Source organism: Streptomyces sp. JJ36, assembly GCF_021696945.1.
Classification (GTDB): domain Bacteria; phylum Actinomycetota; class Actinomycetes; order Streptomycetales; family Streptomycetaceae; genus Streptomyces.
The window spans coordinates 1-23739 of the sequence record NZ_JACYHE010000002.1 but is presented as its reverse complement, the minus strand read 5'-3'; the positions used below and the strand labels follow the sequence as shown (position 1 = coordinate 23739).

Below are 23739 nucleotides of genomic sequence, written 5' to 3'. Positions count from 1 at the left end.
ACAGGAGGGGACGCCGCGCCGATTCCGGCCTGTCGCACAGGCTCGGGACTGATCAGCGCGGCCCGCTAAGCAGAAGGCGTACGGCACGCATGCGCTCAGGGTACCGCAAGCGGCCCGCGGCCCGGGACGGCGGAGCGGGAGACGGCGGGAAGAGCCGGAAGGGGCAGCAGGAGGCCGGAGCCGGCCACCGGACGGCGCACCGAGACCTGCGGAAGGACACACGCACGAGGCGTGAGAGGCGCCCGGACCGGGCACGTCTCACGCCTCGACGAACGCTGAGCCAAGTGGAGCTAAGGAGAATCGAACTCCTGACCTCTTGCATGCCATGCAAGCGCTCTACCAACTGAGCTATAGCCCCGGAAGTGGTCCGACGCGAAAGACTCAGCAGCGCCACCCGGGTGACTGGGCGGCTCCGCTGCGGTGTCCCCGCGACGGCGGTGCCTACTGTACACGGCAGGCGCCGTGATCCGCCAAATCGTTTCCCGCTCCCCGCCTCCCCCACCCACTCCCGCCCGTCGACGTCCACTTCCCCGTCGCCCCCGGCCGGTAGCGTCGGCGCCCGTCCCCGGGCCCGAGGGAGCCCGCGCCGAGAGACACCGGAGCCGTCCCGCCGTGAGCACGCTGCACGAGACCGCCGCCACCCGTCCCCGCGCCACGGCCCGGTCGTTGGTCCTCCGCCGCCCCACCCTGCCGGCCGCCGGGGCGTGCCTGCTCTCCTTCGCCGCCTTCGTGCTGGCCCAGCGCGCAGCCGACGTGTCGGTGATCGACCTGATGGTCTACCGGGCGGAGGGCTGGGCGGTGCGCAACGGGGAGGACCTCTACGCCCTCCGCGTCACCCATGCGGACCTGCCCGCCACCTACCCGCCGTTCGCGGCCCTGCTGTTCCTGCCGCTGACCCTGCTCGACGTGCCGGAGCTGCGCACCCTGGCCGCGGTGACCAACCTGGTGCTGCTGGTGGTGCTCGTCCAGCTCTCCCTGCGGCTGCTCGGCCGTCCGGCGCGCCTCCCCCGGCCCGCCGCCGCCCTCGGCCTGGCCGCGGTCGCCGTCTGGTGCGAGCCGGTGTGGACGACCCTGCGCTACGGGCAGGTGAACCTGCTGCTCGCCGCGCTGGTCCTGTGGGACCTGACCCGGCGCCCCGGTCACCGGTGGGCGGGGGTGGGCATCGGCGTGGCGGCCGGGATCAAGCTCACCCCCGCGCTGTTCGCGGTCTTCCTCGCGCTCTGCGGGCTCGCGGAGGCGGGGCGCCGCCGGCGCCGCGGAGGCCGGCCCGGCGGGCTGTGGAACGCCCGGCTGCGGCAGGCGGCCGTCGCCACCGGCGCCTTCCTCGGGACCGCCCTGCTCTCCGCGGTGGTGCTCCCCCGCGACTCGCACCGCTTCTGGACCGAGGTGCTCTTCGCCGCCGACCGGGCCGGGGCCACCGAGGGCACCGCCAACCAGTCCCTGCACGGGGTCGCCGCCCGGCTGCTGCACACCGGCGACCCGGGCGCCTTCGCAGTGGCGCTGTGCGCGGTCGCCGCGGCGGCCGGGCTGGGCACCGCGGTGGCCGCGTTCCTCGCCACCCCGCGGCGGCTGCCGTACGCGCCCGCCTGGGCGGTGCTGGCCTGCGCGGTGACCGCGCTGCTGATCAGCCCGGTCTCCTGGTCGCACCACTGGGTGTGGGCGGTGCCGATAGTGCTGCTGCTGGGGGCCGAGGCGCTGCGCCGCGGCGACGTGCGCTGGTGGGCGGGCGCGGGGATCGCGGGCGCGCTCTTCTGCTCCTACGCGCTGTGGTGGGTGCCGAACGGGCGGGACGGCGGCGCCGGGCCGCTGCCCGAACTCGACCAGCACGGGGGCGAGATGCTGCTCTCGGCGGTCTATCCGGTGACGGGCACGGCATTCCTCGCGGTGGCGGCGGCGGTCTCCGTACGGGCGCTGCGCCGGCCGCTGCCGTACGAAGCGGCTCGGCCCGCGGCTCCGGCAGAGGCCCCGGTGCCGGCTGAAACCGCGGCGGCCGGTCCCGCGACGCCGGCTCAGGCCGTGGCGAAGGAGTAGAAGCGCTTCAGGCTGCAGTGCTCGTCCAGCAGCCGCCCGTAGATGGGCTCACCGTCCAGTTCGCGGTAGGTCTCGATCGGGTCGCCCTTTATGATCAGCGCCCGCGCGCAGTCCTCGCACCAGTACTGGAACTCGGGGTTCACCGGCTCCATGTCGCGGACGATCGGCGTACCGCTGCCGCACCAGTCGCACTTCCGGCTGTGTGCGCCCATCAGTCAGCTCCAGAGGTGGCCGCAGGCCGTGCACACGTAGGAAACTCCTCCATTGTCGCCGAGGACCTGGGCGACGTTCGACGATCCACAGGCAGGGCACCGGAAGTCGGCCGACATGGCACCGTCCCTCCCCTCGGCCCCGTCCCCCTTTCCGGTCGTCACGATTCTGCCACGTTCTTCCGCCGGGCAGGAGCCCTGACGGAAAGCCCCCGGAAGGAACCGGGCGACCGGGCGCCCCCGGGAAGCGAAAATCCCGCCCCCGGACGGGGACGGGATCTGCGGGGCCGACGGTGCCGGCACTCTTCTGTGGAGCTAAGGAGAATCGAACTCCTGACCTCTTGCATGCCATGCAAGCGCTCTACCAACTGAGCTATAGCCCCGCGTCCGCCGGCCGCTGCGTGCCGTGAACGAGTAGCAGCTTAGCGGGTGACCTGGCAGATCACGAAATCGGTCCCGGCCGGGGCCGCGGCGGGCACCCGCACGGCACCCGTTCGGGTCAGTCGTCGTCGCCCAGCACGGGCTCCGGGAGCGTCCCCGCGTTGTGCTCCAGCAGCCGCCAGCCGCGCAGGCTCTCGCCCAGCACGGACCAGCAGCAGTTCGACAGGCCGCCCAGCGCCTCCCAGGTGCCGGGGTGCAACCCCAGCAGCCGGCCGAGGGTGGTCCGTATGGTGCCGCCGTGGCTGACCACCACCAGTACACCGCCGTCCGGCAGCTTCTCGGCGCTGCGCTCCACCACCGGCGCGGCCCGTTCGGCCACCTCCGTCTCCAGCTCGCCACCACCGCGGCGCACCGGCTCCCCGCGCTTCCAGGCCGCGTACTGCTCCGCGTACCGCTCGGTGATCTCGTCGTGGGTCAGCCCCTGCCAGGCACCGGCGTACGTCTCCCGCAGCGCCTCGTCGTGCGTGACCTCCAGGCCCGTCACGGCGGCCAGCTCGGCGGCGGTCGCACGGGTCCGTTGCAGGTCGGAGGAGATGATCGCGTCGGGGCGCAGCCCCGCGAGCAGCCGGGCCGCGCGCCGCGCCTGGGCGACGCCGTCCTCGGTCAGCGCGATGTCCGTGGAGCCCTGGAAGCGGCGCTCCAGGTTCCACGCCGTCTGGCCGTGGCGCCAGAGGACGATGCGGCGGTCGCGGGTCACCGGGCGTCCTCCGCGGCCGCCTCCTCACCGCGACCGCGGGTGGCCCGGGCGTCCGGGGGCAGCTCCAGCTCCGGGCAGTCCTTCCAGAGCCGCTCCAGCGCGTAGTAGACCCGCTCCTCGCTGTGCTGGACGTGCACCACGATGTCCACGTAGTCCAGCAGCACCCAGCGTCCCTCGCGCTCGCCCTCGCGCCGCTGGGGCTTGGCGCCGTGCTCCTTGAGCAGCTTCTCCTCGATGCCCTCCACGATGGCCTTGACCTGCCGGTCGTTGGGTGCGGAGGCGAGCAGGAAGGCGTCGGTGAGGGCGAGGACGTCGCTGACGTCGTACCCGACGACATCGTGCGCGAGCTTGTCGGCCGCGGCCTGGGCGGCGGCGTTGATCAGCTCGACGGAACGGTCAGTAGCGGTCACAAGCAGTGCTTTCGTCGCGGTCGGTCACTCGGACGCTCCCAGGATCTCACGCCGGGCGGCGAAGCCTCAGCCGTCGTAGTCCTGTCCGAGGACCACGGTCACGTCCGCGTTCCCGGCGCCCTCGCCCTCGGTCACGGCCTTCTCCGGCAGCCCGAGCGTCCGGGCGACCTCCTCGGCCTGGCCCTTCTGTGCCTTGGCCGCGTAGAGCACCCGGGACTTCTCCTCCGTGCCGTCCGCGGTGCCGGTGCCGACCACCGTCCAGCCGCCGTTGACCAGGGCCGCGCGGGCGGTCAGCCCGGCGCCCTTCTCGCCGGTGGCGTCGCGCACGCTCACCCGCGGGGCCGCATCCGGGTCGGAGTTCCGCACGGTCCCGCCGAGCACGTCCTTGACCAGGCCGTCGCTGGTCTTCTCGCTCAGCGTGCCGTCCGGCTCCGCGGGCAGCATACGGGTGCGGTGACCGCCGTTCTTGGCCCGCTCGGCGAGGTGCGCCAGGGTGGCGCCCAGGGACTCCTCGGAGAGCGACGGGTCGAGGATCTGGCCGAGCGACTTCACCGTGCCGGTGGCCGCCGCCTCGTCGCTGGACATCTTCCGCAGCACACCGTGCATCACCTGCCCGAAGCGGGCGAGCTGCTCGGCCTCCTGCTCGGTGGCCCCGCGGTGGGTGGCGTAGGCGACGGCGGCGCGGCCGTCCAGGGCGCGGTCCTCGCCGGCCTGCACCAGCGGGTCCTCGCCCTTCTTCGCGGCCGGCACCTCGGTGTCGGCGTCCACGGTGATCCCGCCGACGGAGTCCACCAGGATCTCCAGATACGGGGTGTCCAGCCGCCAGGTTCCCTTGATCTCCGCGCCGAAGAGCCGGTCCAGCGCGTCCCGGGTGGGGGTCGCGCCCTCGTCCTCGACCGACTTGCCCAGCGTGGTGGTGGCGCCGTCGGACGTGGCGACGGCGAGGGAGTCGGGCAGCAGCAGGGTGGTCGCCTGCTCGGTGGTGGCGTTGTCCACCAGCAGGGCGGTGGAGCTGTCCTTGCTGTCGGGCGACATCAGGTGCACGGCGAGCACGTCCCGCTGCTGCCCGGCGGCCGGTCCGCCGCCGTCCGTCCCGCCGCCCAGGCCGGGCAGCCTGCCCGCGTGCCAGAGCCAGCCGGTGCCGCCGAGCACGGCGAGCACCAGGAACAGCACCAGCGCCCGCTTGCGGTTCCGGCCGCGGCGCTTGGCCTCCTCCCGGCGTTCCGTGCGGCTCTCGGTGAACTTGAGCCAGTCGATGACGTCCTCGGAGTCGTCGGTGCGCTCCTCGACGAAGGAGAACTCCTCCGTCCGGTACGCGTCCCCGGCTTCCCCGGTCGCGGCACCGGACCGGTCGCGGGCGCCCTCGTCCCGGCCGCCGGGCCCGCCGGGCTCCGGTCCCGCCGCCGGGTCCCGGCGCTGCTCGGTGGCGGGAGGCGGCGCCTGGGCGGGGACCCGCCCGCCGGTCTCCGCGGCCGGGCCGTAGGGGTCGTGGGCCGGCGGGCCGCCGTAGGCGTCGTCGCCGGTGACGCCCGTGCCCGGCTGCTGCGGGACGGTGTACGCCCCGGAGACGGGCGGCTGCTGCCCGGTGCCGGCGGCCGGGCCGTACGGGTCGTACGGGTCGTAGCCCTGCCCGCCGCCGTAGGGGTCGTACCCGGCGGCCGGCGCGGGCGCGCCCGTCACCTGGTGACCGCCGTGGTCGTACCCGCCGGCCCCGGCGTACGGGGCGTACCCCCCGGGTCCGCCGTAGCCCTGCGAGGGGTCCTGCGGGGGGCTCTGCGCCGCGCCCTGCTGCCGCCCGTCGTGACCGTAGGCCCCGTACCCGTCGTAGCCGCCCTGGCCGCCGTAGCCGCCCTGGCCCCCGTATCCGTCGTACGGGGGGCCCTGCCCGCCGGACTCCGGGCCGGGGGCCTGCTCGTACACCGGGCGGCCGTACTCGTCGTACCCGAGGAGCTGCGGTTGCCGCCCGTACGGGTCGTAGCCGTAACCGTCGTTCACGTCCGGTCCGCCTCCTCTCCCCCGTCCCGGTACAGGCGGCGCTTGCTGATGTAGCGCACCACCCCGTCCGGCACCAGATACCAGACCGGATCGCCGCGTTCCACCCTCGCGCGGCAGTCCGTGGAGGAGATGGCCAGGGCGGGGACCTCGATCAGCGAGACGCCGCCGTCCGGGAGTCCGGGGTCGGCCAGCGCGTGCCCGGGGCGGGTGACGCCGATGAAGTGGGCCAGCGAGAAGAGTTCCTCCGCGTCCCGCCAGGTGAGGATCTGGGCGAGCGCGTCGGCGCCGGTGATGAAGAAGAGCTCGGCATCGGGGTGTTCGGCGTGCAGGTCGCGGAGGGTGTCGATGGTGTACGTCCGGCCGCCGCGGTCGATGTCGATGCGGCTGACCGAGAACTGGGGGTTGGAGGCGGTCGCGATGACCGTCATCAGATAACGGTCCTCGGCGGGTGACACCCTCTGGTGGCTCTTCTGCCAGGGCTGGCCGGTCGGCACGAAGACGACCTCGTCCAGGGCGAAGCGCGCCGCCACCTCGCTGGCCGCGACCAGGTGGCCGTGGTGGATGGGGTCGAAGGTGCCGCCCATCACGCCCAGCCGCCGTTCGGCGGTTCCGGGCACTATGTGCTCTCCCATGCGTGCCGACCCTAGCCCCTCTTCCCGCCGCCGCCCACGCGGCGCGGCTTAACGGTCCCGGTTGAAGCGGGTGGTGACCCACAGCAGGAGGAGCAGCGCGAGCAGCGCGCCACCGCCGGTGAGGTACGGCAGGGTGTTGCTTCCGCCGCCGTGGCCACCGCCCTCGCCCTCGGACGAGGCGAGCAGGGCCAGGGTGTCGTGCGCGGTGCTGAGCAGAGTCATCGTCGCTGGTTCCATCCCGGTGGGTACGTGCAGTGGCTTCGCTGTCGGGCCACATCGTAAGCGGGCGCCCCCGGCGGGCTCACGCCGAGGCGGCCCGGCGGCGGGCAGGCGGCGGCGGGCGCCCCGCCGCGGAGTCGCCCGGGGCCGTGAGCGCTGCCGGGAACGTCCCGGGGAGCGTTCGTTCCGGGGTCAGGGCGACGGCGACCGGGTGCGCCGGGCGTAGGCGCGGGCGGCGCGGGCCCGGTCGCCGCAGCGGGTGGAGCACCAGTGACGGCGCCCGTGGCGCAGCAGATAGCGGTTGCAGGGGGCGGAACCGCAGCCGGTGAGGCGGTCGGCGTCGGGGCCGGTGAGGAGGTCGGCCGCGTCGGCAGCGAGGGTGGCGAGCGCGCGGTCGAGGATCTCGTTGGTGGGGCACGGCGCCGCACGGTAGGGGCCGTTCTTCTCGTCCCAGTACAGCAGCGAGGCCGTGGGGGCCCGGCTCAGCGCGTCGTTGACGGCGGTCAGTGCCGCCGGCAGGGCGGGCAGCCCGGCGACGCGGGCGGCGAACAGCACCCTGAGGTGCTCGCGCAGCGAGCGCAGTTGCGCCGCACACATCTCCTGCACTCCGGCGTCGGCAGGCGCGAGGCCGTGTTCGGTGAGCCACCGGTTGGTGGCGTCGGGGGTGCCGAGGAGGTCGACGAAGTGCCCTCCGGGCAGGGCGACGGCGCTGTTGACGAAGTCGAGGGCGAGGTGATCCCGCGCCCCCGGTGCGGGCGGTGGCACGGAGCTGCCGACCGGGGACTCGCTCATGGTCCTCATGGTACGGCTTGCGCTCAGCCGTGAGACAGGGCTAGCTTCCTCACGGATACTTTCCCCTGCATCCGTGAGGTTCTGGAGGTTCTCCCATGGCCGGCACCAGTGAGCAGTTCCCCGTCCGGGTCCTCGGCGGCCCGACCGCCCTCTTCGCGTACGGCGGCCTGCGCTTCCTGACCGACCCGGTCTTCGACCCGCCCCGCGACTACCACGTGCCGGGCGGCCGGCTGACCAAGACGGCCGCCTCCTCCGCCGCGCCGGCCACGCTCGGGCCCGTGGACGTGGTCCTGCTCTCCCACGACGAGCACCCGGACAACCTCGACGACTCCGGCCGGGCCCTGCTCGCCGACGTCCCGCTGACCCTGACCACGCCCGGGGGCGCGAAGCGCCTGGGGCCGGGGGCCACCGGGCTGGCCGACTGGGAGGCGGTCGAACTGGCTCGCCCCGGAGGCGGAACGATCACCGTCACCGGGGTGCCCGCCCTCCACGGCCCCGGTGCGCGCGAGGACGTCGAACCGGTCACCGGCGAGGTCGTCGGATTCGTCCTGACCGGGGAGGAGCTGCCCACGGTCTACGTCAGCGGCGACAACGCCTCGCTCGGCCTGGTCGAGGAGATCGCGGGGCGTTTCGGCCCGGTGGACACCGCCGTGCTGTTCGCCGGAGCTCCCCGCTTCCCCCAGCTCTTCGACGGCGCGCTGATCGTCCTGGACAGCGCCCAGGCCGCCGACGCCGCCCGGATCCTCGGCGCCCGCCGGGTGGTCCCGGTCCACTACGACGGCTGGGCGCACTTCACCGAGGGCCGCGACGACCTGATCGCCGCCTTCGCCGGCGCCGGGCTGCTCGACCGCCTGGATCTGGGCGAGCGGGTCTGAGTGCCCGCCGGCCCGGTCCCGCCCGGCGGGAGCCCTCCCCGATGACGACCACCGTGTCCGCCCGGACCGAGGACCGTGCGCGGTCCCGGGCACAGCGCCGCGTCCTGACCGTCCTGACCGCTGCGCAGGTCCTCAGCGGCGCCGGACTCGCGGGGGGTGTCACCGTCGGTGCCCTGCTCGCCCGGGACATGCTCGGCTCCACCGGCCTGGCCGGCCTGCTCGGCGCCCTGTCCACCGCCGGTGCCGCGTCGGCGGCCGTCGCGATCGGCCGTATCTCTCAGGCGGTCGGCCGGCGCCCCGGCCTCGCCGCCGGGTACGCGGCCGGTGCCCTCGGCAGCGCGGGCGTCGTCGCCGCCGCCGTCACCGGCAGCGCCGTGCTGCTGCTGGTCGCGATGTTCGTCTACGGCGCCGGTACGGCCACGAACCTGCTGGCCCGGTACGCCGGTGCCGACCTGGCGGCTCCCGGGCACCGCGCCCGTGCCGTGTCCACCGTGCTGGTCGCCACGACGCTGGGGGGCGTGGCCGGGCCCGTTCTCGCGGCGCCCGGCGGCGACCTCGCCCACGCCCTCGGGATTCCCCGCCTGAGCGGGCTGTTCGTGCTCTCCGGCTCCGCCTACGCGGCGGCCGCCCTGGTACTGGCCGCCTGGCTGCGTCCGGACCCGCTGCTGCTGGCCCGCACGCTGGAGACGGAGCGTGCGGCCTCCGGTGCCCCGGGCGCGAGCGGCGCCCGGGTGCGGCGGGCGGCCGCGGGACGGCGTTCCCACGTACGGGCGGGAGCCCTGGTCATGATGGTCGCCCAGCTCGTCATGGTGGCGATCATGACGATGACGCCGGTCCACATGCACGACCGGGGCCACGGCGCCGCCGCCTCCGGCCTGGTCATCGCGGTCCACATCGGGGCGATGTATCTGCCCGCGCCCCTGTCCGGCTGGCTCGTCGACCGGTACGGCGGGCTCCGGGTGGCCACCGCCTCCGCGCTGACCCTGCTGGCCGCCGGTGTCCTGGCCGCCCACGCCCCCGGTGCTTCCACCGCCGCGTTCGCCGCGGCCCTCACGCTGCTGGGGCTGGGCTGGAGCCTCGGGCTCGTCAGCGGCACCGCGCTCCTCACCGACGCCGTACCGGCGGCCACCCGTGCCAGGACCCAGGGCGTGGCCGACGTCTTCGTCGCCGTCGCGGCCGCCACGGGCGGCCTGGCCTCCGGCCTGGTCGTCGCGACCGCCGGCTACCCGGTCCTCGCCGCCGGCGGCGGTCTCCTGGCACTGGCCGTCGTGCCCGCGGTCACCGTCGCGGCACGCAGCCGGTGAGCGGCGCGTCGTCCCGACCCGGCAGACACAACCCGCCGCGCTTCCGCGGCGTCTACGCTGGGGAATCCAGCCGACGAGGGGGAGCGACCCGAACATGACCCACGGAACGGACGACAGCGCGCGGCTCCCGGGCCGGGACCGGCGACGCTTCCCGGGAATCTCCTCCCGGGCCTACGAGCACCCGGCCGACCGCTCGGCGCTGGTCGCGCTGCGCAAGCTGAGTGGCTTCGACACCGTCTTCAAGGCGCTCAGCGGCCTGCTGCCGGAGCGCAGCCTGCGGCTGCTCTTCCTCTCCGACTCGGTGCGGGTGAGCGACGAGCAGTTCCCCCATCTGAACGCGATGCTGCGGGACGCCTGCTACATCCTGGACCTGGAGAAGGTTCCCCCGATGTACGTCTCCCAGGACCCGAAGCCGAACGCCATGTGCATCGGCCTGGACGAGCCGATCATCGTGGTGACCACCGGGCTCGTCGAGCTGCTCGACGAGGAGGAGATGCGGGCGGTCGTGGGGCACGAGACCGGGCACGCCCTGTCCGGGCACGCCGTCTACCGCACGATCCTGCTCTTCCTCACCAACCTCGCCCTCAAGGTCGCCTGGATCCCGCTCGGCAACGTCGCCATCATGGCCATCGTCACGGCGCTCCGCGAGTGGTTCCGCAAGTCGGAGCTGTCGGCGGACCGGGCGGGGCTGCTCGTCGGGCAGGACCTCCAGGCCTCGATGCGCGGGCTGATGAAGCTGGCGGGCGGCAACCACCTGCACGAGATGAACGTCGACGCCTTCCTCAAGCAGGCCGACGAGTACGAGGCCGGCGGCGACCTGCGGGACTCGGTGCTGAAGATCATGAACGTGCTGCCCCGGAGCCACCCGTTCACCACGGTGCGTGCGGCCGAGCTGCGCAAGTGGGCCGCCAGCCGTGACTACCAGCGGATCATGGACGGCCACTACGACCGGCGGGAGGACGACGGGGACACCTCCGTCTCGGACTCCTTCCGGCAGTCGGCGAACCACTACGCGGAGAGCGTCCGGACCAGCAAGGACCCGCTGATGAACCTGATGCGGGACCTGGCGGGCGGCGCCGGCGACCTGGGCGGACGGCTCCGGGACACCTTCACCGGCCGTGGCGGGGCCGCGGGGTCCCGCGGTCCCGACGACGACTCCGGCACGGACGGCCCCACGAGGAACGGCCGGCCCTGACAAGCCGTCCGGCGGCCGCGCGGCCGGTCCCGCAGGGCGTCCCGGGCGCTACGGCGCAGGCTGTGCGGTGTCCGCCAGGACGCCGCACAGCGCCGCCCGGGAACGGCTCTCCTCGTACGGGTCGGTCCCGGCCGGCGCGTCGCCGCGCGCCCGCTCGCCGGCCAGCAGCGGCTGGAAGGCGCCGGCGGAGGGGGCGGAGCAGGACAGCGGCCCGGCCCGCACCGAGACGGTCTCCACCCGGAGCTGCTGGTCACGCAGGTCCGCACGCTCGAAGCGGAAGTGCACCTCGCGGCGCACGGTGAAGAGCGAGGCGCCGCGGGCCCGGGCGTCCTCCTCGGCGGAGTGCAGCGCGTAGGTGAAGACGTGGTCCGCGGTGACCTCCAGGGTGTCCGCCCCGGTCTCCCGGACGGCCAGGGTCCCCTGAACCCGGACGTCCGGGTCGGCGAGGGCGACCTCCGCCGGGTCGAAGCGCACCATCCAGCCGGTCGCCGCGTGCCGGCCGTCGGGGCGGGGTCGTTCGACGCTGCGGTCGAACTGGGCGTGCTGCGCCGGGTCCAGCAGCAGGCGTACGGAGCGTACGGTGCCGCCCATCAGCACCTCCGGGTCCACCGAGCTCGCCACCACGTACTCCTTGGCGGCGGTGAGCGCGGCCAGCGTCTGGTTCTCGCTGAAGTGGTCGGTGCGGCGGGGCGGGGGGAGGTTGACGCCCTCGGCGCCCACCCGGAGGTCCGCCGCCGGGCTGGAGGCGAACAGGTCGCCCGGCGTCCCGCCGGGGACGGTGTCACGGGGTGCCAGGGGCAGCATCGTGACCCGCATGGCCTCCGCGGGCGGCGACGGCGGGGCCTGATAGGGGGTGCGTATCCCCAGGTAGATCGCCGTGCCGAAGGCGACCGCGATGAGCAGGACCAGGATGACCGCCTGCCGGGACGCACCGCCGGAGGCCGGTGCCGGCCGGGGACGCCGGCGCACGGCGGCGTGCTCCTCGTCCTCCAGCCGCTCCCGCGCGGAGTACTCCTGCAGCCGCGCGGCCTCCACGAACGACTCGTCGAAGACGATGGAGCGGTACTCGTCGTCGCCGCCGCCGGGAGATCCGTCACCGGGCCTCCGGGGAGGGTGTCCACGACCGGCCATAGGGACAGAGTAGGTCGCGGGAAGGGGTCGTAAACGCCCCGCTCCCGGTCACGTTGCGCCGGGGCGGCGCTTTCGCGACACCCCGTGCCGTCAGCCCTGGCGGGCCTCCGTGGCGGCCGTCGGGACGGCCGCCCCGGGCGACCGGCCGGGCAGCGAACCGGGGGCCGGCTGCCGGTCCGTCGGCGGCTCCTCGACGCCCGTCGTGGTGGTCGGCGGCGGCGCCGGTTCGTCCCGCTGGCCGGAGGCGCCGCGGTAGACGGCGGTGAAGGCGAGCGCGACCATGCCGACGCCCATCACCACCGCCAGCACCCAGGCGATGGGACGCTGCCACCGGGCGTGGCCGCGATAGGGGCGGGCCGGGTCGTCGTCGTCCAGGCCGTCCGGGAGGCCGGGATCGTAGGCGTACGGACCATAGGCATGTCCGGGGCCGTATCCGTAACCGTGTGTGGTGCCCCAGCCCTCGTCGTATCCCCCGAACGGCGGACCGCCGAAGCGGCCGTCGCCGGGCTCGCCGCCCTGTTCGCCGCCCGGTCCGTAGCCGTGCCCCTCCTCGTACGGGTGGGGAGGCTCGCCGTCGGGGTGGGACTGGGCGGCGGCCAGGATCCGCTCGGCCGCCGTGGGCTCGTGCACCTCGGCGGCCCGCACGAAGTCCTCGTCAAAGACCACGGCCGCGAACGCGTCCTCCGCGTCGCCGTGGTGACCGTCGTCGGGCTCCTCGCCGTCCGGGAACGGCTGGCCCCCCACATCCTCCGGCACCCCTCCAGCCTAGTGCGAACCGGGCGAGGAGGGCAGGGAGAGCGCCAATCGGAGGAAAGGATCAGCCTCTGGTATGACCGTCACCGGTCACGACGAACTTCGTCGAGGTGAGTTCCGGAAGTCCCATGGGGCCGCGGGCGTGCAGCTTCTGCGTCGAGATCCCGATCTCCGCACCGAAGCCGAACTGCCCGCCGTCGGTGAACCGGGTGGAGGCGTTCACCATCACCGCCGTCGAGTCCACCAGCGCGGTGAAGCGGCGGGCCGCCGCGGTGTCCCGGGTGACGATGGCCTCCGTGTGCCCCGAGGACCAGCGGCGGATGTGCGCCACCGCCGCGTCCAGCGAGTCCACCACCGCGGCGGCGATGTCGTACGACAGGTACTCGGTGCCCCAGTCCTCCTCGGTCGCCGGCACCACCGCCGGGTCGGCCTGCTGCCAGGCCGCGTCCCCGTGCACGGTCACCCCGGCGTCCCTCAGGGCGGCCGCCGCCGGCGGCAGGAAGGTGTCCGCGATCCCCGCGTGCACCAGCACGGTCTCCGCGGCGTTGCAGACGCTGGGGCGCTGGGCCTTGCTGTTGACCAGGAGCTCGATCGCCATCGCCGGGTCGGCGTGCTCGTCGACGTAGACGTGGCAGTTGCCGGTGCCGGTCTCGATCACCGGCACCGTGGACTCCTCGACGACCGTCCTGATCAGCGAGGCGCCGCCGCGCGGGATCAGCACGTCGACCAGGCCGCGGGCCCGCATCAGCTCCTTGACGGAGTCCCGGCCCTCCCCCGGCACCAGCTGCACGGCGTCCGCCGGGAGGCCGGCCGTGGCGACGGCGTCCCGCAACACGCCGACCAGCGCGGTGTTCGAGGCGTAGGCGGAGGAGGAGCCGCGCAGCAGCACGGCGTTCCCGGACTTCAGGCAGAGCGCGGCGGCGTCCACGGTGACGTTCGGCCGGGCCTCGTAGACGATCCCGACCACGCCGAGCGGAACCCGCACCTGCCGCAGCTCCAGGCCGTTCGGCAGGGTGGAGCCGCGCACCACCTCGCCGACCGGGTCGGGCAGCGCCACCACGTCGCGCACGTCCGCGGCGATGGCCGCGATCCGCTCCGGAGTGAGGGTGAGCCGGTCCACGATGGCGTCGGGCGTGTCCGCGGCCCGGGCCTTGGCGATGTCCTCGGCGTTCGCCGCGACGATCTCCTCGCCGCGGGCGACCAGCGCGTCGGCGATCGCCAGCAGCGCGGTGTCCCGGGCGGTCCGCGGCAGCGGGGCGAGCTCGGCCGCCGCGGTCCGCGCGCGGCGCGCGGTCGCGGTGACGGGGGACGTGTCCGGCGAGAGGTCGGATGCGGTGCTGGTCATGCCTGAAGCTTACGGGCTACGGGGCCCGCCGTGGGCCGGAACCCGGGCTCCCCCGGCACCTCAGAAGGGGTGCACGCCGACCGGGGTGGCCGGCGCGGGCCCGAAGCCCTCGGCGACCCGCTGGTGGTAGGTCCCGCGGTCGATCACCTCCAGCCCGACGATCTCCCAGGGCGGGAGCTGGGCCGTGGAGCGGTGCTCGCCCCAGAGCCGGAGGGCCACCGCCGCCGCGTCATGCAGGTCGCGGGCCTCCTCCCAGTACCGGATCTCCGCGTGGTCGTTGGCGTACCGGCTGGTGAGCAGGAACGGATGGTCGTGCGCGAGCTGCTCCAGGCCGCGCCGGACCTCCGCCAGCGGCGCCTCCTCGCCCGCCACGCTGAGCGTGACATGCCACAGCCGCGAGGTCTCGCGTTCCTCCCCGCCGGGGCCGGGCTCCGCACCGCGTTCCTCGCCCTGCTCGGCGCGTTCCCTCCCCGCGCGCGGCTCGGGATACCCCATGCCGACGCTGGCCAGTCGTCTCACCGGGGGCCTCCTGTGGTGCCGAAGGGGTGCTCTGCCCCTGCTGGTGCGTCTCCGCCCGGGCCCGGTCCCGTCCGGTCCCACGACAAAGTTGACCAGTCCGCGCGCGGCCGCGTGGCGTTTTTGCCGAAGGTGTCCGCCGAAAGACCGGACTTTTTCCGACCGGTCACAAGGCTGACGCCTGCCGGGGGCGCGGGAGCGCTCCTGTGGCGCCGTCTCACGAACGCAGCAGCACCAGGTCGTCCCTGTGTACGATCTCCCGCTCGTACGACGGGCCCAGTTCCCGGGCGAGCTCACGGGTGGAGCGGCCGATCAGCCGGGGGATCTCCCGGGCGTCGAAGTTGACCAGTCCACGGGCGACGGCACGGCCCTCCTCGTCCCGCAGCTCCACGGGGTCGCCCGCGGCGAAGTCGCCCTCGACCCGGAGCACGCCCGCGGGCAGCAGCGAGGTGCGCCGCTGCACCACCGCCCGTACCGCCCCCTCGTCCAGCACCAGCGCCCCGGTCGGCGTGCTGGCGTGCGCGAGCCAGAGCAGCCGGCCGGCGGTGCGGCGCCCGGTGGGGTGGAACCAGGTGCCCGTCGGGGCGCCGGCCAGCGCGTCCGAGGCGTGTATGGCGGAGGTGAGCACCACGGACACCCCGGCGGCCGCCGCGATGCGTGCCGCCTCGACCTTGGTCACCATGCCGCCGGTGCCGACCCCGGCCCGGCCCGCGCTGCCGATGTCGACACCCGCCAGGTCCTCCGGCCCCGCGACCTCGGCGATCCGGGAGGTGCCCGGGGTGTGCGGGTCGCCGTCGTAGAGACCGTCCACGTCGGAGAGGAGCACCAGCAGGTCGGCCCGCACCAGGTGGGCGACGAGCGCGGCCAGCCGGTCGTTGTCGCCGAACCGGATCTCGTCGGTGGCGACCGTGTCGTTCTCGTTGACCACCGGCACGGTCCGCATGGCCAGGAGCTGGTCCAGGGTGCGGTAGGCGTTCCGGTAGTGGGCACGGCGGCTGGTGTCGTCCGAGGTGAGCAGTACCTGGCCCACCCGGCGCCCGTAACGGGCGAAGGACGCGGTGTAGCGGGCCACCAGCAGGCCCTGGCCCACGCTGGCGGCGGCCTGCTGCCGGGCGAGGTCCCGGGGACGCCGCTCCAGCCCCAGCGGGGCCAGCCCGGCCGCGATGGCGCCGGAGGAGACCAGCACGATCTCCTTCTCCTCGTACTTGGCCAGCACGTCCACCAGGGCGTCCACCCGGTCCGCGTCCAGCCCGCCCGCCGCGGTGGTCAGCGACGACGAGCCGACCTTCACCACGATCCGCCGTGCCTCGGCCACGTCCCGTCGCGCCACGTGCTGCCGCAGCCCCGCTTCCCCTGACACCCTCGCCGTCCCTCTGCTGAATCGCCCCTGACACCGCTGGCAAATCTACGGCAGCCCCGCGGGGTGTGACGCATTCGTCCCACCCAGTGGACCCACAGCCATCGTCACGTTTGGGCACATTTGGAATGCTGTTGGTCACGGAAAATTGTCTTACGGGCGGCCACCGGCATACCGTCGGTGGCCTCTCATCCTCTGTACGACCCCTTGTACGGCCCCTGTACGGCGCCTGCGCGGCCCCGGTACGCCGCCACACGCCGCACAGAGGCGACCCACGATCACTTCGCGCCAGGAGCTCACCGACGTGCCCCCTGCCGGACTCTTCCCCCGACGCGCCGTCCAGTTGACGGCGCTGCTCCTGCTGCTGGTCCTGTACTCGGGCCAGCTCGCGGGCGCCCTGCTGCCGAACGTCCCCGTCTTTGTGGCGGCCTCCGCCGCCGGAGTCGCACTCGACCTCTACCTCCAGCACCGGCAGCCCGGTCTGCTGGCCGTCCTGGGCAGAGTCCGCTTCGACGTGGTGCCCCGGCAGCTCCTGCGGGACATGCTGATCGTGGTCGGCCTGGTGCGGCTCCCCAAGGTGAACGCGGTGGAGGAACGCTGGCTCGTCGTGCTTCTGCTGGGCTGCTACGCCGCGCACTTCGCGAGCCAGGCGGTCGCCGTGCTGGTCCGGCGCAGCCGCACCCTGCCGATCCTCACCCGGAACATCGACACCAGCGGGCTCCGGCTCTCCCCCGCGCCGCCCCGGCTGCTGGCCCGGCAGTCCAGCCGCCGGCTGCTCCGCTTCATGTTCCCGGCCACCGCCGGGCTGCTGCTCACCTCGGTGACCGCGGTGAACGCCTGGGCGCTGGCCGGGCTCGCCACCACCCTGCTGCTCACCCTCGGCAGCGCCGCCTACCTGGGCACCTGGCTGCTGCCGAAGAAGCGCGTCGCCGGCGAGCAGCAGGTCCTCGACTGGCTGGACGGCTGGCTCGCCGAGTACCGGCCGACCGTGGGCATGTACTTCTCCGGGGGAGCCACCTCGGCCTACCAGGCGAACATGTGGCTGAGCACCCTCGCCGCGCTGGACGGCAACCCGCTGATCGTGCTCCGCGAGCGCTTCATGGTGCAGAAGATCGACGCCACCGACGTCCCGATCGTGTGCATCCCCAAGGTCGCCCACCTGATGCACCTGGAGCACTCCACCCTGAAGCTGCTGCTGCACCCGGCGAACTCCGGCAAGACCTCCCAGGTGCTGCGCATCCCCACCATCAAGCACGCCTTCACCAACCACGGTGAGAGCGACAAGCTCTCCTCCTGCAACCCGTACGCCAAGGCGTACGACGAGGTCTGGGTGGCCGGCCCCGCCGCCCGCGAGCGCTACCGGCTCGCCGACATCGGCGTCGACGACGGAGACGTGGTGGAGGTCGGCCGGCCCCAGCTCGCGCCCATCCGTCCGTACGCCGGGCCGCCCGCCCCGGACGGCCGCACCTCGGTCCTCTACGCCCCCACCTGGGAGGGCTGGACCGACGACCCGGGCAACACCTCGATCATCCTGGCCGGCGAGAACATCGTCCGCGAGCTGCTCGCCGACCCGAAGGTGCGGCTGCTCTACAAGCCGCACCCGATGACCGGCTCCGTCGACCCGCGCGCGGGCGAGGCCGACCGGCGGATCCGCGCCCTGATCGCCGAGGCGAACGCGGCCCGCTCCGGCCCCCGCCCGGGCCCGGAGGCCGCCGCGGAGCTGGAGCGCCGCACCGCCGAGCTGGACCGGCTCACCACCACCGCCTCCCGGCCCAGCGCCGACGAGGTGGAGCGGATGCTGCTCCAGTCGCGCCCGGACGGCGAGCGCGCCGCCGCCGTGGAGGCGGCCACCGCGGCGTGGGAGGAGGCGTACTGGGCCTCGTTCCCGGAGTGGGAGCACCTGATCGTCACGGGTGCCCGGCCCGGCATCTACTCCTGCTTCAACCAGGCGGACCTGCTGATCAGCGACGTGTCCAGCGTCGTGTCGGACTACCTGAGCAGCGAGAAGCCGTACGCGGTGGCCAACACCAGCGGCCTGCCCGAGGCCGACTTCAAGGCCGGCTTCCCGACCGTGCGGGCGGCGACCATCCTCACCCCGGACGCGGCGGGCGTTCCCGCGCTGCTGGAGAGCGTCCGGGAGCCGTCGCGGGACGGGCTCGCCCGGGCCCGTGCCGAGCTGAAGGTGCAGTTGCTGGGCCCCTCGGACCCGCCCTCGCTGGTGCGCTTCGACCAGGCGGCGCGGGAGCTGTGCGCCGCGGCGGAGGCCCGGAACGCCCGGGTGGCCGCCCGGACGGCCACGGGACTGCCCGAGCAGCGCGAGCAGCGCGCACAGCGCGCGGCGGAGGCGGCCGCCGAGGACGCCGAGAGCCCGCGGAGCGCGGTCTCGCCGGCCCCCTAGCACGCGACCGGCACACCGGAAATTCAGCGGCTTTTCACCCTCCACGGGGCGGTGAAAAGCCGCTGAATTGTTTCTGACATTCCAGAGGTCGGCCCAATGTCGGCGACGCACGCCGGGCTCCCCGGCGCCCCTCCCGCAATCCGCCGCAGCTGTTTCTCCGCAGGTCGGGCCGTGTCCGCCAACGGGCCTTCTTGACACCGGAATTATTCCTTCTACGGTACTGGAGCACCTGGCCGGGTGTGCACGTGGAATCAGCTCCAACCCCACATGGAGGAAAAGTGGCACACCATCGCATACGGGGCCTGCTCGCCGCGGTGATGCTGGCGGCCGCCGGTCTCACCGCGAACGTGGCGACGGCCGCGCCCGCGGCGGCGGACACCTGCTACACCTGGAACCGGAACCTGAGCAGAGGCGCCAGCGGCAGCGATGTCGCCCAGCTCCAGGAGCGCATCGCCGGCTGGGCGGCCCGCGGTCAGAACATCGCCATCGACGGGCAGTTCGGCCCGGCCACGGAGTCGGCGCTGCGCCGCTTCCAGGCCGGCTACGGGCTCTCCGTGGACGGCGTCGCGGGACCGCAGACCTACAGCAAGATCTACGCGCTGCAGGACGCCGACTGCACCCCCGCGCACTTCTCCTACGGCGAGTTCAACGACAGCTGCGGCGAGAACGACTTCACCGGCGGCCGGGTCTCGGCCGCCACCGCCAAGCGCAACATCCGCCGGGTGATGTGGCAGCTCGAGGCGCTGCGGCACAAGCTCGGCGACCGGCCCATCGTCATCACCTCGGGCTTCCGCAGCATCTCCTGCAACAGCAGCGTCGGCGGCTCCTCCAGCAGCCTCCACATGTACGGCCAGGCCGCCGACCTCGGCCTGGCCAGCGGGCCCTCGCAGTGCGCGATGTGGAGCGAGGGCCGGGACTCCGGCTTCGAGGAGATCCTCGGCCCCGGCTACCCCGGTCACAACGACCACGTCCACGTGGGCAACAAGTCCAGCCAGTTCTGGAGCGCGCCCAACTGCTGACCCCGCGCGCGGGACGCGCACGGTCCTCCCCTGCCCGGGCGCGTCCGCCCGCGACCGCGCGCCGTCCGCCGTACCGGCCGTCCCACGGCCGGTACGGCGGACGGCCGATACCCATATGGGCCGGTCGCCGTATCAGTCCACAATTGCTCTCTTCGGGTGCTGTCCCCGGCACCGCAATTTCCTGACGTGGTGACGCCCGTTGAATCCGGCATGGACCCGAGGGAGTTGTGGAACCGGCACACGGTTCTCGCCGAGGCCTTCTGCCTCAGTGACGAGCATGTCCGGTCGGCGCAGAGCGCGCTGGACGAGCGCCAGGCACACCGGGCCCGGCTGCTCGCCGCCTTCGCCGTGACCGTCGGGAACGACAGGTCCGTCGCGGATCTCCTCGGCCTCAGCGAACGGGCCGTGCGGGTCGCCCGGCGCACCGTGGGCAAGGACACCGCCCGGCGCACGGCCGAGGACGTGCTCACGAGCCCGGAGGCGGCGGAGGGCGGGCCGGAGCCGGCGACCACCGAGCCGGCGGCGGGCGCCGCACGGCCGCCCTCCCCGGCCCCGCACCCGCAGGGGCAGCACCAGGAGACCGCGCACGGGCCCGGCCACCCCACACCGCAGGGAACCGCGCACCACGCCCCGCAGGGGGCCCACCACGCCCCGCAGGGCACGACGCACCACGCCCCGCACCAGCCGGGGCACCCCGCACAGCCCGGCTACACACCGCACTCCACACCGGAGCCGGCCGCCTCCCACCCCGTCCCCGAGAGCTGTACGCCGCCCCCGGAGGCGTACGTGCCCCAGGGACCGGAGACGTACCCGCCGGCGCCCGAGGCGCCCGGGCAGCAGGACACCGCGTGGACGACCGGCATGGACGTCGTACTGATCGACAGCTGGCGGTCCGGCGTGGACCTGCGCGTGCTCGCCGACGAGTTCGGCATCGACCTCGCCCGGCTGGTCTTCCGGGTCCAGCAGCTCGCCGCCGAGGGGCGGCTGCCCTCCCCGCACCACGGTTCCTACGGCGACGACCGCGCCGGGCGCCACCGCCGGGACACGGCGGGCGCCCCCTCGGGCTGGGAGGCCCCGGCGACCATCCCGGACGAGATGGTCGCCTCCTACCTCCCCCGGCAGCAGGCGCAGTACGGCTGGCCGCAGTACCACACGGCGGGCTCGCCGGGGGTGTAGGCAGCCGGCGCACGGGCGCCGCCGGGCGGCCTGCGGGGACCGCGGCCCGCTATCCCTCGAACGGGTTGAACTCCTCGTACGTCCCCAGCGCCTCGTCCCGCTGGGCCTGGCGGTCGCGGCGGCGCTGAGCGGCGGGGCGCGGGGTCTCCATGCGGTGGTCCTCGCCGCGCCGGCCGAGCATCTCCGCACCGCCGACCATGGACGGCTCCCAGTCGAAGACGACCGCGTCGTCCCCGGCGCCGATGGCGACCCCGTCGCCCTCGCGGGCGCCGGCCCGGAGCAGTTCCTCCTCGACGCCGAGGCGGTTCAGGCGGTCGGCGAGGTACCCCACCGCCTCGTCGTTGTGGAAGTCGGTCTGCCGGACCCAGCGCTCGGGCTTCTCGCCACGAACCCGGAACAGCCCGTCCGCCTCCCGGGTGACGGTGAACCCGGCGTCGTCCACCGCTCGCGGCCGGATGACGATCCGGGTCGCCTCCTGCGGCGGCCGCGCGGCCCGCGCCTCCTCCACGATCCCGGCGAGGGCGAACGACAGCTCCTTGAGACCCTGCCGGGAGACGGCCGAGACGTCGAAGACCCGGTAGCCGCGCTCCTCCAGGTCGGGCCGGATGATGTCGGCGAGGTCCTGGCCGTCGGGGATGTCGGTCTTGTTCAGGGCGACGAGGCGCGGCCGGTCCTCCAGGCCGCCGTACTGGGCGAGCTCCCGCTCGATGGTGTCCAGGTCGGAGACCGGGTCCCGGTCGGACTCCAGGGTGGCGCAGTCCAGGACGTGGACCAGGACCGCGCAGCGCTCGACGTGCCGCAGGAACTCCAGGCCGAGCCCGCGGCCCTCGCTGGCCCCCTCGATCAGCCCGGGGACGTCGGCGACGGTGTAGACGGTGGCGCCGGCGGTCACCACGCCCAGGTTCGGCACCAGGGTGGTGAAGGGGTAGTCCGCGATCTTCGGCCGGGCCGCGGAGAGCACGGAGATCAGGGAGGACTTGCCCGCCGACGGATAGCCGACGAGGGCGACGTCGGCGACGGTCTTCAGCTCCAGCACGATCTCCCGGACCTCGCCGGGCTCGCCCAGCAGCGCGAAGCCGGGGGCCTTCCGGCGGGGGGAGGCCAGCGCGGCGTTGCCGAGGCCGCCGCGGCCGCCGCGGGCGGCGACGAAGGTGGTGCCGTGCCCGACCAGGTCGGCCAGCACCTCGCCCCGCCCGTCCAGCACCACGGTGCCGTCGGGGACGGGGAGCACCAGGTCCGTGCCGTCCTTGCCGGAGCGGTGGCCGCCCTCGCCGGGCCGCCCGTTCACGGCCTTGCGGTGCGGGCCGTGGTGGTACTCCAGCAGCGTGGTCACGTCCTGGTCGACCACGAGCACGACATCACCGCCCCGCCCGCCGTTGCCGCCGTCGGGGCCGCCGAGCGGCTTGAACTTCTCCCGGTGCACGGAGGCGCAGCCGTGGCCTCCGGTACCCGCGGCGATGTGCAGTTCGACGCGGTCCACGAAGGTGGTCATGACGGTGCCTCCCGGCGAGCTGGGTCGGTGTGTGCGTACGTGTTGCCGGGCACCGGGCCCGTAACACGCCGAGGGCGGCGCCGCTCCCCGGTGGGGAGGCGGCGGTCCGCCCTCGGAAGGTGTCGGTGCTGCGCTGCCGGTGCCGTGCACCGGCCGCCGGGGAGTGTTACTCGCCGGCCGGGACGATGTTCACGACCCTGCGGCCCCGGTGGGTGCCGAACTGCACCGCGCCGGCGTTCAGCGCGAACAGGGTGTCGTCACCGCCGCGGCCGACGCCCGCACCCGGGTGGAAGTGGGTGCCGCGCTGGCGGATCAGGATCTCACCGGCGTTGACCACCTGGCCGCCGAACCGCTTGACGCCGAGGTGCTGCGGGTTGGAGTCGCGACCGTTCCGGGTGGACGATGCGCCCTTCTTGTGTGCCATGTCTTCTCAGTCCCTTACTTCGCGGCCGGGGCGGGGATGTTCGTGATCTTCAGGCCGGTGTGGAGCTGGCGGTGACCGATGCGCTTCTTGTAGCCGGTCTTGTTCTTGTACTTCTGGATCCGGATCTTGGAGCCCTTGTGGTGGTCCACGACCTCCGCCTGGACCTTCACGCCCGCCAGCACCCACGGGTCGCTGGTGACGGCCTCGCCGTCCACGACGAGCAGGGTGGAGAGCTCGACGCTGTCGCCGACCTTGCTCTCGGAAATCCGGTCAACCTCGATGACGTCGCCGACAGAGACCTTCTGCTGGCGCCCGCCGGTGCGCACGATCGCGTACACGCGGAACTCTCCTCACTCGATGCGGAGCCCCTGATGCCAGCCACTCGCACGGGACAGGGGCCCGCGACGGATCCGGGAGGATTGAGTGGCCTCTCCCGGCGCGGCGTCGCCGACGGCCGGGAGGGAGGTGCTCAGGAGCCGGGCGCGTCCGTCCAGACACGCCGACGGTCAAGGTTACGGAACCCGTGACCTGCCGGTCAAACCGGGCCCGTGGGCCGCCAGGCCCCGGGTCACGGCCCGCCCCGCAGCGGCGGGGCGGGCCGTGACCCGCCGGGCGGGTGCCCGCAGCTCAGTCCTCGGCCTGGGCCGAGACCGAGGGCGGGCTCTGCTGCTCGGCGGCCGCCGTCCGCTGCGCCGGCTGCTCGCCGGAGTCCGGGGCGGCGTCACCCGTCCCGCCGGGGCCGTCCGCCCCGGCGCTGTCCGCCGTCTTCCTGGCCGTCGTCTTCTTGGCGGCCGTCTTCTTGGTCGCCGTCTTCTTCGCGGCCGTCTTCCTGGCCGTCGTCTTCTTGGCCGCCGCCTTCTTCGTCGCGCCCGTCTTCGTGGCGGCCGCGGCCTTCTTCGCGGTGGCCTTCTTGGCGGTCTTGCGGGCCGCCTTCGTGGCCCCGGAGGGGCTCTCCGGCTCCTCCTCCGACGCGGCGGGCACCACCAGGGAGCCGGACGCCGCGTCCTCGGCGGGCGGACCCGCCGGAGCCGAGGCCCTACGGGTCACCCGGCGCCTCCGCACCGGGGCGGCGACCTCCTCCGGACCGCCGGCAGGCGCACCCTCCCCGGCGGACTCCGGAACCCCGGAAACCTCCGGCTCCTCGTGACCCGCCGCCGGCAGCACGATCGCACCCACGGCCTCACCACCGTCCTCGGCGGGCGGACCCGCCGGAGCCGAGACCTCACGGGTCACCCGGCGCCTCCGCACCGGGGCGGCGACCTCCTCCGGGCCCCCGGCAGGCGCACCCTCCCCGGCGGACTCCGGAACCCCGGAAACCTCCGGCTCCT

General features: G+C 74.2%; 22 protein-coding genes, 2 tRNA genes and 1 pseudogene. 7 read left to right on the top strand and 18 right to left on the bottom strand.

Going from position 1 to position 23739, the window contains the following annotated elements:
• Positions 1 to 285 precede the first annotated feature (285 nt).
• Positions 286 to 358, bottom strand: a tRNA-Ala gene (locus tag HOY81_RS01020).
• A 308-nt stretch (positions 359 to 666) separates the two neighbouring features.
• Between HOY81_RS01020 and HOY81_RS01015 the strand changes: the two genes are divergently transcribed.
• Positions 667 to 2031 (top strand): glycosyltransferase 87 family protein, encoded by a 1365-nt coding sequence (locus tag HOY81_RS01015; protein ID WP_237317244.1) that lies wholly within the window; start codon positions 667 to 669, stop codon positions 2029 to 2031.
• Here the strand turns inward: HOY81_RS01015 and HOY81_RS01010 are convergent.
• From HOY81_RS01010 to HOY81_RS00975, 8 genes are all read right to left on the bottom strand, one after another.
• A complete protein-coding gene (locus tag HOY81_RS01010) occupies positions 2010 to 2243 on the bottom strand; it encodes a hypothetical protein (RefSeq protein WP_237316966.1) in 234 nt (77 codons plus the stop codon). The two genes, HOY81_RS01015 and HOY81_RS01010, sit on opposite strands and share 22 nt — an antisense overlap.
• A gap of 307 nt (positions 2244 to 2550) precedes the next feature.
• Positions 2551 to 2623, bottom strand: a tRNA-Ala gene (locus tag HOY81_RS01005).
• Positions 2624 to 2739: 116 nt separating this feature from the next.
• A complete protein-coding gene (locus HOY81_RS01000) occupies positions 2740 to 3378 on the bottom strand; it encodes a histidine phosphatase family protein (RefSeq protein ID WP_237316964.1) in 639 nt (212 codons plus the stop codon).
• Complete coding sequence (gene rsfS, locus HOY81_RS00995) at positions 3375 to 3788, bottom strand: ribosome silencing factor (RefSeq protein WP_237316962.1); 414 nt, start codon at positions 3786 to 3788, stop codon at positions 3375 to 3377. Before rsfS ends, HOY81_RS01000 begins: the two co-directional genes overlap by 4 nt.
• 66 nt (positions 3789 to 3854) lie before the next feature.
• Entirely contained in the window at positions 3855 to 5783 is a 1929-nt protein-coding gene (locus tag HOY81_RS00990; protein WP_237316959.1) for an LCP family protein, read from the bottom strand.
• Positions 5780 to 6415, bottom strand: a complete 636-nt coding sequence (nadD, locus tag HOY81_RS00985; RefSeq protein WP_237316958.1) for a nicotinate-nucleotide adenylyltransferase — start codon at positions 6413 to 6415, stop codon at positions 5780 to 5782. Before nadD ends, HOY81_RS00990 begins: the two co-directional genes overlap by 4 nt.
• 48 nt (positions 6416 to 6463) lie before the next feature.
• Entirely contained in the window at positions 6464 to 6637 is a 174-nt protein-coding gene (locus HOY81_RS00980) for a hypothetical protein (protein WP_237316956.1), read from the bottom strand.
• Between the two features lie 189 nt (positions 6638 to 6826).
• Positions 6827 to 7426, bottom strand: a complete 600-nt coding sequence (locus tag HOY81_RS00975) for an ABATE domain-containing protein (RefSeq protein WP_237316953.1) — start codon at positions 7424 to 7426, stop codon at positions 6827 to 6829.
• Between the two features lie 95 nt (positions 7427 to 7521).
• Here HOY81_RS00975 and HOY81_RS00970 point away from each other — a divergent pair, with 95 nt between their 5' ends.
• From HOY81_RS00970 to HOY81_RS00960, 3 genes are all read left to right on the top strand, one after another.
• On the top strand, positions 7522 to 8301 hold the full coding sequence (locus HOY81_RS00970; protein WP_237316951.1) for an MBL fold metallo-hydrolase: 780 nt from the start codon (positions 7522 to 7524) through the stop codon (positions 8299 to 8301).
• Positions 8302 to 8342: 41 nt separating this feature from the next.
• Positions 8343 to 9605 (top strand): MFS transporter, encoded by a 1263-nt coding sequence (locus HOY81_RS00965; RefSeq protein WP_237316949.1) that lies wholly within the window; start codon positions 8343 to 8345, stop codon positions 9603 to 9605.
• Positions 9606 to 9699: 94 nt separating this feature from the next.
• A complete protein-coding gene (locus HOY81_RS00960; RefSeq protein ID WP_237316947.1) occupies positions 9700 to 10800 on the top strand; it encodes a M48 family metallopeptidase in 1101 nt (366 codons plus the stop codon).
• A 48-nt stretch (positions 10801 to 10848) separates the two neighbouring features.
• Here the strand turns inward: HOY81_RS00960 and HOY81_RS00955 are convergent, their stop codons facing one another.
• The 5 genes from HOY81_RS00955 to proB all read right to left on the bottom strand — a co-directional run bounded on the left by HOY81_RS00955 (position 10849) and on the right by proB (position 15860).
• Positions 10849 to 11931 carry a hypothetical protein gene (locus HOY81_RS00955; RefSeq protein WP_237316945.1) on the bottom strand — a complete coding sequence of 361 codons (1083 nt, stop codon included), beginning with the start codon at positions 11929 to 11931 and terminating at the stop codon, positions 10849 to 10851.
• Positions 11932 to 12021: 90 nt separating this feature from the next.
• Complete coding sequence (locus tag HOY81_RS00950; protein ID WP_237316943.1) at positions 12022 to 12687, bottom strand: hypothetical protein; 666 nt, start codon at positions 12685 to 12687, stop codon at positions 12022 to 12024.
• 61 nt (positions 12688 to 12748) lie between these two features.
• Entirely contained in the window at positions 12749 to 14029 is a 1281-nt protein-coding gene (locus HOY81_RS00945) for a glutamate-5-semialdehyde dehydrogenase (RefSeq protein ID WP_237316941.1), read from the bottom strand.
• A 60-nt stretch (positions 14030 to 14089) separates the two neighbouring features.
• On the bottom strand, positions 14090 to 14548 hold the full coding sequence (locus tag HOY81_RS00940) for a hypothetical protein (protein ID WP_237316939.1): 459 nt from the start codon (positions 14546 to 14548) through the stop codon (positions 14090 to 14092).
• Between the two features lie 214 nt (positions 14549 to 14762).
• Positions 14763 to 15860: a glutamate 5-kinase gene (proB, locus tag HOY81_RS00935; protein WP_237317242.1), complete on the bottom strand. Its 1098-nt coding sequence runs from the start codon at positions 15858 to 15860 to the stop codon at positions 14763 to 14765.
• A 346-nt stretch (positions 15861 to 16206) separates the two neighbouring features.
• Here proB and HOY81_RS00930 point away from each other — a divergent pair, with 346 nt between their 5' ends.
• From HOY81_RS00930 to HOY81_RS00920, 3 genes are all read left to right on the top strand, one after another.
• Positions 16207 to 18300 carry a hypothetical protein gene (locus tag HOY81_RS00930; RefSeq protein WP_237316937.1) on the top strand — a complete coding sequence of 698 codons (2094 nt, stop codon included), beginning with the start codon at positions 16207 to 16209 and terminating at the stop codon, positions 18298 to 18300.
• Positions 18301 to 18617: 317 nt separating this feature from the next.
• Positions 18618 to 19319: a M15 family metallopeptidase gene (locus HOY81_RS00925; protein ID WP_237317240.1), complete on the top strand. Its 702-nt coding sequence runs from the start codon at positions 18618 to 18620 to the stop codon at positions 19317 to 19319.
• Between the two features lie 189 nt (positions 19320 to 19508).
• Positions 19509 to 20495, top strand: coding sequence for a hypothetical protein (locus HOY81_RS00920; RefSeq protein ID WP_237316935.1), 987 nt, complete (start codon positions 19509 to 19511; stop codon positions 20493 to 20495).
• 49 nt (positions 20496 to 20544) lie between these two features.
• Here HOY81_RS00920 and obgE read toward each other — a convergent pair whose 3' ends face one another.
• The 4 genes and pseudogenes from obgE to HOY81_RS00900 all read right to left on the bottom strand — a co-directional run.
• Entirely contained in the window at positions 20545 to 21987 is a 1443-nt protein-coding gene (gene obgE / locus HOY81_RS00915; RefSeq protein WP_237316933.1) for a GTPase ObgE, read from the bottom strand.
• Between the two features lie 166 nt (positions 21988 to 22153).
• Positions 22154 to 22411 (bottom strand): 50S ribosomal protein L27, encoded by a 258-nt coding sequence (gene rpmA, locus HOY81_RS00910; RefSeq protein WP_237316931.1) that lies wholly within the window; start codon positions 22409 to 22411, stop codon positions 22154 to 22156.
• Between the two features lie 14 nt (positions 22412 to 22425).
• Positions 22426 to 22749, bottom strand: a complete 324-nt coding sequence (rplU, locus tag HOY81_RS00905; protein ID WP_237316928.1) for a 50S ribosomal protein L21 — start codon at positions 22747 to 22749, stop codon at positions 22426 to 22428.
• Positions 22750 to 23038: 289 nt separating this feature from the next.
• Positions 23039 to 23739, bottom strand: a pseudogene (locus HOY81_RS00900) (hypothetical protein); the annotation flags it as partial.